The organism is Sporosarcina quadrami (genome assembly GCF_014836615.1).
Taxonomy (GTDB): Bacteria; Bacillota; Bacilli; order Bacillales_A; family Planococcaceae; genus Sporosarcina; species Sporosarcina quadrami.
In genome coordinates, this window is the sequence record NZ_JACSQN010000004.1 from 95,775 (window position 1) to 107,594 (window position 11,820).

10 protein-coding genes are annotated in these 11,820 nt (G+C 44.5%); all 10 read right to left on the bottom strand.

Translation table 11 applies throughout. The features are described 5' to 3' along the window. Nucleotides 1-57: 57 nt before the first annotated feature. The 10 genes from H9649_RS05635 to H9649_RS05680 all read right to left on the bottom strand — a co-directional run bounded on the left by H9649_RS05635 (nt 58) and on the right by H9649_RS05680 (nt 11,684). Nucleotides 58-1,722, bottom strand: a complete 1,665-nt coding sequence (locus tag H9649_RS05635) for a peptide ABC transporter substrate-binding protein (RefSeq protein WP_404828706.1) — start codon at nt 1,720-1,722, stop codon at nt 58-60. A 269-nt stretch (nt 1,723-1,991) separates the two neighbouring features. Beyond that, nucleotides 1,992-2,972: an ABC transporter ATP-binding protein gene (locus tag H9649_RS05640; RefSeq protein WP_191693901.1), complete on the bottom strand. Its 981-nt coding sequence runs from the start codon at nt 2,970-2,972 to the stop codon at nt 1,992-1,994. Nucleotides 2,973-3,073: 101 nt separating this feature from the next. After that, nucleotides 3,074-4,012 (bottom strand): ABC transporter permease, encoded by a 939-nt coding sequence (locus H9649_RS05645; protein ID WP_191693748.1) that lies wholly within the window; start codon nt 4,010-4,012, stop codon nt 3,074-3,076. Continuing rightward, nucleotides 4,012-4,947 (bottom strand): ABC transporter permease, encoded by a 936-nt coding sequence (locus tag H9649_RS05650; protein ID WP_191693749.1) that lies wholly within the window; start codon nt 4,945-4,947, stop codon nt 4,012-4,014. Before H9649_RS05650 ends, H9649_RS05645 begins: the two co-directional genes overlap by 1 nt. A 13-nt stretch (nt 4,948-4,960) precedes the next feature. Further along, nucleotides 4,961-5,785 carry a M55 family metallopeptidase gene (locus tag H9649_RS05655; protein ID WP_191693750.1) on the bottom strand — a complete coding sequence of 275 codons (825 nt, stop codon included), beginning with the start codon at nt 5,783-5,785 and terminating at the stop codon, nt 4,961-4,963. Nucleotides 5,786-5,965: 180 nt separating this feature from the next. Then, complete coding sequence (opp4A, locus tag H9649_RS05660; RefSeq protein ID WP_225229698.1) at nt 5,966-7,801, bottom strand: oligopeptide ABC transporter substrate-binding protein; 1,836 nt, start codon at nt 7,799-7,801, stop codon at nt 5,966-5,968. A 22-nt stretch (nt 7,802-7,823) separates the two neighbouring features. Continuing rightward, nucleotides 7,824-8,738 (bottom strand): ABC transporter permease, encoded by a 915-nt coding sequence (locus H9649_RS05665; RefSeq protein ID WP_404828708.1) that lies wholly within the window; start codon nt 8,736-8,738, stop codon nt 7,824-7,826. 29 nt (nt 8,739-8,767) lie between these two features. Beyond that, complete coding sequence (opp4B, locus tag H9649_RS05670) at nt 8,768-9,736, bottom strand: oligopeptide ABC transporter permease (protein WP_191693751.1); 969 nt, start codon at nt 9,734-9,736, stop codon at nt 8,768-8,770. A 15-nt stretch (nt 9,737-9,751) separates the two neighbouring features. Beyond that, nucleotides 9,752-10,678: an ABC transporter ATP-binding protein gene (locus tag H9649_RS05675; protein WP_191693752.1), complete on the bottom strand. Its 927-nt coding sequence runs from the start codon at nt 10,676-10,678 to the stop codon at nt 9,752-9,754. Further along, nucleotides 10,656-11,684, bottom strand: coding sequence for an ABC transporter ATP-binding protein (locus tag H9649_RS05680; RefSeq protein WP_191693753.1), 1,029 nt, complete (start codon nt 11,682-11,684; stop codon nt 10,656-10,658). The genes H9649_RS05675 and H9649_RS05680 overlap by 23 nt, the downstream gene beginning before the upstream one ends. Nucleotides 11,685-11,820 lie beyond the last annotated feature (136 nt).

The window sequence follows — 11,820 nt, forward strand, 5'->3', positions numbered from 1 at the left end:
GCTCCTAGTTTACCAATTAAAAAATCGCGGCGCCATGACGGACACCGCGACTGATGATTAGTTCTTATCTGCGTACTTCAAGTCGATATAGCCAACAGGGTGACGCAAGATTCCTGAAACGCCTGGCTTTTCAAGTGTTGTCGAGTTGTAGAAGTATAGTGGGAACACAGGCATTTCTTCCATAAGAAGTTTGTCTGCTTGTTGTAGAAGATCCCAGCGTTTGTTTTCATCTGTTTCATTCTTAATGTCTTCAATCAGCTTATCATAGTCTGCGTTTGACCAAGTCGTGCGGTTCATAGAAGAACCCGTGATGAAGCTCTCAAGCGCATTCAACGGATCCGCATAGTCATGCAAGAAAGAAGAACGGGACATCTGATATTTGAATTCTTTCTGGTCGGATAAGAAGACGCCGCTTTCAACATTCTGAAGTTTAGCATCTACACCAAGTACTTCTTTGAACTTCGATTGTAGAGCTATTGCGATATTCTGGTGTGATTCACTCGTGTTGTAAGAAAGTGTGATTTCAGGAAGTGTATCATACCCTTCTTCTTTCATACCTTCTTCCAATAGTTTCTTTGCCTCGTCCGGATCATACGTGACGAGATCGCCTACTGTATCGCGGAACTCCTTGCCATCCGGACCGATGAATCCGTAAGTGACAAATCCGCGTGCCGGTTTTTCACCATTTTTTGTGACGAATTCAACAATCTCTTCACGATCTACCGCCATACCGAATGCGCGGCGGATTTTGGAGTTCTGGAATGGTTCCATGGATGTATTGAAACGGTAGAAATATAATCCTGCCTGATCATCAATGCGCAACTCGTCGCTGTCTTTCAACTGATCGGATAGTTCTGCTGGAACGTCCGTCACGTCCAATTCATTGGATTGGTACATTTGATAAGATGTCGTGGATTCATTGACCATTGCCCAGTGGATCGTATCCAGCTTGACGGAACCGGCATCCCAATAGTTTTCATTCTTTTCCATTTCAAAGCTTACATCATGATCCCATTTCGTTAGTTTGAATGGACCATTCCCGACGAACGTAGCTGCTTCTGTATGCCACTTCGGATCAGCAGATGCCACTTTTTCGTTGATTGGGAAGAAACTTGGGTTTGTGATGATGTTCGGGAATGCTTCGTTCGGTGACGTCAATTTAACGACAAATGTTTTGTCGTCTTCCGCGCTGATTGCGATGTCTTCAGCTGAACCTTCTCCGTTATTATAAGCTTCTGCACCTTCGATGAAGTAGGCAAGGAATGCTGCCGGTGAAGCTGTTTCAGGGTTTAGCATATGCTTCCAAGCGAAGACGAAGTCACCTGCTGTGACAGGATCGCCGTTTGACCATTTAGCATTTTCTCGAATTGTGAATGTGTACGTTAGGCCGTCATCGGAGATGTCGATTTTTTCAGCTGTCGCTTCGACGGCTTTATGATCTTCATCCATACGTGTAAGCCCTTCCATGATGTTGTTCAGTGCGCTCCATGAGACGGCGTTGAAGCCGATGGATGGGTCGAATGATGTTGGTTCTTCTCCGTTGTTCATGTAGAGGATTTTATCGCCTGCTGCTTCCTCTGTGCCTTCTTCTGTACCTTCTTCAGTTTCAGGTTTTGGATCGTCTTTTTTATCCGGTTCTTTGCCGGCGTCTTTGGTTGCTGTACATGCTGCTAGTACGAGTGCCAGCATGGCCACGAGTAGAAATGTTAACCACTTTTTCAATTGAAAAGCCCCCTTTGTTTTCTGTGAATAGTTAAGCACTGATGTGCGTGATACCAATGTAGTGAACTAAGCCGTTGATTTGCGTTCCAGGCAATCGAACAACGAAGAGTTCGATTTGCCGTATTTCTGCGCTCTTCAGAAATTAAGGCAGGGGCGCTCAAAAAGTTATGCTTTTATTCGCAAAAGCCATTTTACGTAACGGCTTTCGCCGCCTTCCACTCCAACCAACTGTGTGCCTACTTACCTATTAAATAAAATAACTAAATTCATCAACCAAACACATTTTTCGCTCGATCATCTTGCAGCCAGCAGTCGACTGCGTGGGTGATGGTCAGTTCGGTTGTTGGCGGATGCACTTTGTCGCATACTTCCATGGCGAATGGGCATCTGGCGGTGAATGGGCAGCCTATTGGTGGTGCGAATAGGTCTGGTGGTGTGCCTTCGATCGGTTTGAGTTCTTCCTCTTTTAGATCGAGCCTCGGCACGGATGCGAGAAGGCCTTGTGTGTAAGGGTGTTGCGGGTCGTAGAACACTTCCCGCTTCTCACCGATTTCGATAACTTTCCCTGCGTACATGACCGCGATTCGGTCTGCGATTTTGGCCACGACGCCGAGATCGTGGGTGATGAGAATGATGGAGACGCCTGTGCGCTCCTGTATCTCTTCGAACAGTTCAAGAATTTGGGCTTGGATTGTTACGTCCAAAGCGGTTGTCGGTTCGTCGGCAATGAGTAGTTCGGGTTCGCATATGAGCGCGATGGCGATGACGATCCGTTGTCGCATTCCACCGGAAAATTGGTGAGGATATTGTTTCAATCGTTCTTCCGGGTTCGGGATGCCGACTACATTCAACAATTCGATCGCTTTTTTCTTTGCGTCTGCTTTGCTCACTTTTTGGTGCGTGCGTAGTCCTTCCGTCAATTGTTCGCCAACTTGGAGTGTTGGATTGAGTGCGGTCATGGGATCCTGGAAGATCATCGATATGTCGACGCCTTGCACTTTCCGCATGCCGGCTTTATCGAGTTTGGTTAAGTCGCGCCCTTTGAAGATGACGCTACCATTTTTCACTTTGCCTGCGGGATGTGGGAGAAGCCCCATAATTGTATTGGCTGTGACGCTTTTCCCGCATCCTGATTCTCCGACGATCGCCAGCGTCTCCCCTTTGTATAAATCGAAGGAAACACCTCGTAATGCCTGTACTTCACCGCCGAATGTCTTGAACGACACATGCAGGTCCCGTACGGAAAGCATCGTTTCTGTAAATACTTTTTTACGCTTGAGCGGCTTTGCTGCGACAGCCGTTCCACCTTGCCTAGTAGTTGTATGTCTGTTGCCATGTTCATTCAATTCATTCACCCCCTCAGTTTCGGATCGAGTGCATCTTGCATACCGTCTCCGAGGACGTTAAATGCAAACATTGTCATGGATATGAAGAACGCAGGGAAGAATAATCTCCACCAATGTCCTGATAAGATGACCGGTAGTGCGTCGTTTGCCATTACACCCCAACTGGCGAACGGTGCGGCGATACCGAGGCCGAGGAAGCTTAAGAATGCTTCAGCAAAGATGGCACTCGGTACTGTCAACGTCATCTGTACAATAATCGGCCCCATCGTATTCGGTAATAGATTCTTCCGTATAATTCTTGGTGTTTTTGCCCCGAATGACTTTGAAGCGGTGACAAATTCATAGTTTTTAATTTGCAATACCTGTCCTCTTACGATTCGCGCCATACCGACCCAGCCGGTTATCGTAAGTGCGATGATGATTGTTGTCAGACTCGCCCCCATGATGACCATTAAGAGGATGACGACTAAGAGATGCGGCAGTCCGTAAAGGATTTCAATGACTCTCATCATCAATGAATCAGTACGTCCACCTTTATATCCGCTAATCCCACCGTAGATGATGCCGATGAAGAAATCGATCAATGCAGCGGCAACTCCGACAAATAGGGAAACACGCGCACCATACCACGTTCTTGTAAAGACGTCCCACCCTTTTTCATCCGTCCCGAACCAATGTGTCGCTGACGGCGGTTGGTTTTGATTGGCATATTGCGTCGTTTCGATATTATGTGGCGATAGGATCGGTGCAAACACTGCAAACAATGTCAGTAAGACTAAAAAGATCAATCCGCCCATCGCCAGTTTATTCTTTCGTAATCTACGCCATGCATCCTTCCAATAAGAAAGCGATGGACGTACAACCGATTCAGCCTGATCCAGATCGGCTCCCTTCGGTTTGAACCATTCATCAGGTACATTGACATTTTGCTGATGATTGACCATTACGCATCCCCCTCCTTCTTATGAAGTTTAATGCGGGGATCCAGGAAACCATAAACGATATCAACGAGAAATAACATGAATACTAGAAATGCACTGTAAAATACAGTCGTGCCCATAATGACGGGATAATCCCGGTTATTGATGCTGTCCACGAAATATTTTCCCATTCCTGGTATTGCAAAGATCTTTTCGATAACGAACGTCCCGGTCAAAATACCCGCTAGCATTGTTCCCATAATTGTCACGACGGGCATTAAAGCATTTCGTAAAGCGTGTCGCAAGACGATACGCGCGGGAGATAAGCCTTTTGCTCTTGCCATCTTCATATAATCCTGAGTGAGCACTTCCAGCATGCTCGACCGCGTCAGACGGGCAATGATCGCTGTCGGTCCGGTTGCAAGCGCCAACGTCGGCAAAATCATATGCATTGGACTGCTCCACGTGGCGGGAGGCAGTATTTGCCAGTTAACCGCGAGTTGCTGGATAAGTAGTGTCGCCAAGACGAAGTTCGGGACCGAAATCCCTACGACGGCAAAGGCCATGGCCATATAATCGATGATGCCGTTATGCCTGAGGGCGGCAAATGTCCCTAATGTAATACCCGATAGGACAGCTACAAGAATTGTAATTAATCCTAGTTCAGCTGAAATCGGGAACCCTCGTTTGAGGAGCGAGTTCACCGTCTCATTCGGTTTTTTGATAGACGGTCCAAAATCGAATGTTGCGACTGATTTTAAGTAATGTCCATATTGGACGATGACCGGCTGATCCAACTTATAGAACTTTTCCAAGTTCGCTTGGATTGTCGGATTCGACGTCCGTTCTTCATCGAATGGCGACCCGGGGATCGCGTGCATGAGGAAGAACGTAAGCGTCGCGATGATGAAGATCGTCGCAATCATCATTGCAAATCTCTTTACTATGTATACCGCCATTCACCTTTCCCCCTTAGCAGAACTTTGTCTGCAATGCCAACTCGATCATGACAAGCATGGCTCGGTAGGCTTCTAGTATATCTTTTGCTTCAAACTTTACGATTGTCGTACCCGGTTCAATTTCACAGCCTGGCATGAGTGCGGCCCATTCTGCTTGTCCGTAATTTGTAAATTCAATGCGTAATGTAGGATTTGCCGGCGGGACAAGTGGTTGAATGTCCGATCGCTTCTCGATCGCTTCTTTTGTCTTCTCTTCAATTAATTGACGAGCCTTTTGTGGATGAAGTGTTTTAACTGCAGACCGTGTAATGGACTCTTTGACAGCTGCCGTTACAACTCCAGGGATCAATGCTTCCGCCTCCTTGCATGCACAATCATCTCCAGCAACCATGATGACCGGTACACCAAAGTGGCCTGCTACGTAAGCATTGAATCCGAGTTCCCCAATTTCCACATCATCAATATACATGTTGCGTACACCAAAAATCATAGAGTGACTCATCACACCAGGCTGTCCTGCTCTAGCGTGGTAGCCTGCAAAGATTGCCCCCGCAAACGACTCATCCAGCGACTGGACCATCGAAAGCGCTTTCAAGTCCCCCGTGATCAAATCCGCTTCAGGATGCAATTCTTCTACTAACAGATTGTTCATCTTTGAATGACTATCATTGACAAGAACTTGTGTTGCTCCCTTTTCAACCGCGCCGCGTACAATCGCATTCGCTTCCTCAGTCATAATACGCCGTGCCCGTTCATAATTATGTTTGCTCGAATCCACAAACGTATAATCCGGCAAACCTGTAATTCCTTCCATATCGACAGATACGTAAATCTTCATTGTGTATTCCCCCAAGCTGTTCACTCACAAACTAGTTTTCATAAATAGATTAATCGTTAAAGTCAATCCTATCAAATTTTTACGAATATTACAATACAGTTTCACAAAAATAAAACCGCCAACCGGTTTCCCGGATGACGGTTTCAAGAAGATTCTCAAGGATTCTTGTGAATCAAATTATTATTCGCTAACGCCCATCTCATACAACCAAAGATCAGTGTTAGGGTCGATTGAATAGTTAACTACGCGTTTGCTTGCAGCTGTAAGTGCATAACGATATACAGTTGGAGCAACCGGTACTTCGTCAGCCATCAATTCTTGCCACTGGTTATAGATATCTTTACGGTATTCAGTATCGAATGCCTTTTCAGATGTACCAGCTGCAAGGAGCTCGTCGTTCTTTTCGCTAGTGTAGCGAGTGTAGTTGAATGCTGCTGTTCTACCATATAGACCGGATGGATCTGGATCAGAACCAGTTCCCCAAGCGCCTTGGTAGATGTCGATATCAGGATCGTCAGCTTCTACGCGGTCGTAGAATGAGTTGAACTCATGTAGACGGCCGTCAGTAAGTTGTACTTTAATACCTACGTCAGCCCAGTTTTGGATATAGAACTGTGCGATTGGCTCAGCAGTTTCTCCACCTGACATTGAAGCGAAGTTCAATACGAACTCGTTACCTTCAGCGTCTTCACGGATACCGTCGCCATTTGTATCTACGAAACCAGCTTCGTCAAGAAGTGCTTTCGCTTTTTCAGGGTCATAAGATGGTGTTTCGATATCTGCATTGTGGAAACCAGCAAATACAGGAATGATTAGAGAAGTTGCAGGGAAACGAAGACCGTGGTAAAGTTCTTTACCGATTGTTTCGTTGTCCATTGCATACCACATAGCTTGACGTACACGCTTGTCAGCCAATTTAGCATTTGGATCTGTTACACTTTCTTTCTTTTCATCATCCCACTTACCAAGTTTGAAACCGATGTACGTGTAAGCAAGGTCAACTTTAGCTAATAGCTCAACATTGTCGATGTCTTTCGCTTTTAGATATTGGTCAGCAGGTACGCTCGCCAAGTCAATATCGCCTTTCTTAAGTGCTTCAAGAATTGAAGCGGAGCTTACTACTTTCAACACTAGCTCTTTAAGAGCCGGCTTGCCTCTCCAGTAGCCATCGAAACGCTCATAAAGAACGGATTCGCCTGGTACGATTTTAGCCACTTTATAAGGACCGAAACCGATTGGAGTTGCACGAATTTTATCTGACTCTACAAGTTGTTCCATTGTAACTTCACCCGTCATGATATCACCGTAGTGATGTCTTGGAGATGGAACTGTCCAGATACCTGACAATAGTGAAGGAGTTGCTTCAGTGTACGTGATAGAAATCTCTTTGTCGTCTTCAGAAACTGTAATACCGGAAATGTCTTTTGCTTCGCCGTTATGATATGCAGGCATACCTTCAACGTTTTCGATCATGTACGTGTAACGTGTACCCGTATAATCAGGGTGTCCAAGAATTTGGTAAGAGTAAAGAAGGTCGCTTGCTTTCACAGGCTCTCCATCTTGCCAGTTAACGCCATCCTTGATTTTGATAGTAATTGTTTTGTTATCTTCAGAGATTTCGTATTCAGCAGCACCATCATTAGTGATCAAATAGTCACCATCAGTTGCTAGTAGACCTTCATCGAAATAGCTCATGATTTCCGCGTCAAATGTGCCTTTGTAGAATACGCGACTCAGTGTACCTTCAAACGGAGTATCTGTAACCATAGCGATTGTCATTTCTCCGTCTTCCATTGGATCAGCAGTATTTGAAACTTCTAGAGGGAAATCAAGTCCTGCATTTGGATCCTCAGCAGGCTCTTCTTCTTCGCCTTCTACTTCTTCTGTTTTACCTGGATCTTTGGATGGTTCTTTTTCAGTTGCGCCATCCTTGTCGTCTTTACCTGTACATGCAGCTAGGAATACGCTGAGTACTAGCATCAGACTTGCAAGTAGCATAAGTTGCTTCTTTGCCAATTGTATTACCTCCCCTTATTTTTTAGGCTAATCTTTGCCTTGCATCTGACGCACGTTTAACCGCTTGTCCGATGTAATTTATACACAGCATCATTACTAGGATCAGTAATGCTGCAGGTAACCATACCCACCACTTATTCTGAACAACATCCGGAGTTCTCGCAAAGGAAATTAGTGTTCCAAGCGAAGGCGTCCCAGTCGGTAGACCAAAACCTAAGAATGTAAGGCCTGTCTCCAACCCGATGTTTCCTGCCAGCGTAAGTGTCATATTAACAATGACGAGTGAACTCAAGTTTGGAAACATTTCAAAGAACATGATTTTCCAGCTTGGTGTTCCTAGCGTCTTGGAAGCATTGATATAATCTAGCTCCCTCTCTTGAAGTGCTCTGGAACGGATCAGCCTTGCTTTACCGAACCAAGCGAAAGTACTCATAATGAGAATGAATGTGAAAACAGTATAATTTGGAACGATAACAACGAATACGATGATGAACATCAATGATGGTAGAACCATCAGGAATTCAAGAACACGCATCATTGCGTTATCCACTTTACCACCATAGAACCCTGCAACAAGACCGTACGTCAAGCCGATGATTCCAGCTAATAACGTTACACAAATCCCGATTGTGAAGGAGTTCCGTGTACCAAGCAATAATTGTCCGAAGACATCACGTCCACCATCATCCGTACCGAGCCAGTGCTCAGCGGAAGGCGGCTTCCAAGTTGCTAGGAAATTTACGCGTTTCAATGCTACGGCATCAACGAAAAGCGGAGATGCATAAGCTGTGATAAGAATTATAGCTAACAATATCAATGAACCCATAGCCATTTTATCGTGTTTGATTTCACGCCAAATCGTTCTCATTAATGATGGGTTATTTAATTTTTCTTGGGCAATCAATCGTTTTTCATCTAGAACGACTGTATCTTTCATGTTATTTCCCTCCTCTTCCTTCTTTTCTATTATTCAATACGAATTCGCGGATCGACAATACTTAGGATAATATCCGAAAGCATTGTACCGACGATGACAGCAGTTCCAGAAATCATGACGAGTGCTGTAACGACGGTAAAGTCACGCGTTGAAATCGACTGAATGAAAAGATATCCGAGACCAGGGTAACTAAAGATTGATTCGATAAATACTGAACCACCGATTAGACCAGTGATTTCAAATCCTAGGAATGCAGCAATCGGTAAAAGTGAGTTTCGTAAAATATGACGCGTATATACTTTTGCTTCAGGTACACCTTTTGCACGTGCCGTTTTAACATAATCTCTCAATTTCTGATCGATGATGTCATTACGCAAGTACTGGATTGTGCTGAATGTCGCAAGTAATGAACCTGATAATACCGGTAACACTAAGTGCTTCGCTCTACTTACAAAGTAATCCCATGTGCCTGATTCCAGTTTGATGTCAACACTGCTTCCATACGGCAACCAGCCTAGGACGAAAGCGAAGAACCACATCATGAGTAAAGCAAAAACGAATAACGGTGTCGCGAATGCAAAATAGTTATACGTAACGATTGCTTTATCCGCCCAACTGTCCGTGAAACGACCAGCAATTATACCAAGCGGTAACGCGATCAGATAGGTGACGATTAATGTGAATAGCGATAATATAACCGTATTCTCAACCTTACCTGCTAAAAGTGATGTCACTTTCTGTTGGTGAACATATGACTTTCCGAAGTCACCTTGTACAGCATTTCCGAGCCATCTGCCATATTGCTGATACCAAGGATCATTCAATCCCGCTTTTTCCCGCAGTTTCTCCAATTGTTCTAGCGAAACATCCGGATTTCCTTGGAAAGCTCCTGTAAGTGCATCACCTGGCATCATTTTCGCAAGCATGAAAATGATAATACTGAGTAGGATAAGCTGCGGGATCATAAGCAATGTTCTTCGTAAAATGAACTTTAACATTATCTATTATCCCCCTTACTGCATGGCGACCGAATGTGTATCTGAAAGCTTCTTCAAATCGTACATCCGTCCATCATTATCAAAGTAGTTATTGTATTCTGTCTGGTATTCCTGATTGATTGCTTGACGCAAGTGCATTTTTTCAAAACGCTTTTCAGGGTTCATTTCTGGAATAGCAGCGATTAAGCGCTTCGTATATACGTGTTGCGCATTTTTATAAATCTCGTCCGCAGTACCTTCTTCTACAAAACGTCCGCGATACATAATCCCGATACGATCACACATATGTTGGATAATACCCAAATCATGAGAGATGAATAAGTACGTCAAGTCGAAATCTTCTTGGATTTCCTGCATGAAGTTCAACACTTGAGCTTGTACAGATACATCCAGTGCTGAAACCGGCTCATCCGCAATGATCAATTTCGGTTTTAATGCAAGTGCGCGCGCGATTCCAATCCGCTGGCGTTGTCCACCGGAGAATTGGTGAGGGTATTTGTAGATCGACTCTGGTGTTAGGCCAACACGTTCGACAAGTTCCTGCACACGAACTAATTCTTCTTTTGCGGAAAGTCTTTCAAAGTTACGTAACGGTTCAGCAATTGTATTTAAGATATTCTTACGACCATTCAATGAAGAATACGGATCTTGGAAGATCATTTGGATATCTTTCGTATATTTACGACGTTCTATCCTGCCCATCTGAGCTAAGTCTTTTCCTTCAAACATCATCTGGCCAGCAGTAACATCATTCAAACCAATGATTGCTCTGCCCGATGTTGTTTTCCCGCAACCAGATTCACCAACGAGCCCGTACGTCTCACCTGGTTGAAGTTCAAAACTGATTCCATCTACCGCTCTTACATGGTCAACCACTTTGCGGAAAAATCCGCCTCTGATTGGATAATGTACTTTTAAATCATTCACTTTCAGTAGCGACATATTCTCTCTCTCCTACTCTGTCCTCCGGAAAGTAGAACGTTTTATAGCATGAGCATCTTACAAAGTGATTCGGTTCAGCTTCATGCATTTCCGGTCTTTCCTCATGATCTTCTGCCGGAATCCATTCGATTCGTGGCGCGAACCTGCAACCGGTCCGATCAAGATTTTGAAGTGATGGTACAATTCCATCGATAACATGAAGTTTCTCTTTCCCTTCCATGTTGGCAGGAATTGAATTCAGTAGCGATCGTGTATAAGGATGCAATGGATTCGCAAACAATTCTTTGACATCTGCAATTTCTACTACTTGTCCAGCATACATAACGACTACGCGGTCAGCCATTTCAGCAACGACGCCTAAGTCATGTGTAATTAGGATGATGCCTGTTTTCATCTGGTTCTGCAATTCTTTCATCAAGTCCATGATCTGGGCTTGAATCGTAACGTCCAAGGCAGTCGTAGGCTCATCCGCCAGAAGCAGTACAGGGTCGCAAGATAGTGCGATAGCGATGACGACACGCTGTCTCATCCCTCCTGATAGTTCATGCGGGTATTGCTCATAGACACGTTGTTCGTTTTTGATGCCGACTCGGCGAAGGAGTTCAAGGACACGTTTCTTCTTATCTGAAGCAGATAGTTTCATATGATAATCCATAGGCTCTTCTATCTGTCTACCGATTGTTGCAAGCGGGTTAAGTGCTGTCATCGGATCTTGGAAAATCATGCCGATGTCTTTCCCTCTCACTTTGTTTAACGCGTTCCGGGATAGTGACAAAAGATTCTGACCACCGAAATTGACTTGTCCCTCAAGTTTTGTGTTTTTGAGGTTATGTAATCCCATGACCGATAATGCCAAAGCACTTTTCCCACAACCCGATTCTCCAACGATTGCAACGACTTCATTTTCGTGAACTGTGATGGAAACGTCGTCAACCGCCGCGTAATAGTCCCCTTTAATATTAAAAGAGGTGCTGAGGTTCTTAATTTCCAATACCGGGTTTTTCAATTGAACTTCCTCCTTACAATTAAGCACAAGTGCAAATAACCAATTTTCAGATTTAAGCAACAGTTATTGAACTCAATATACTACACAACGATAGCGATGACAATACTGTTTTTTTAGAATATCAAAATACTAGTTT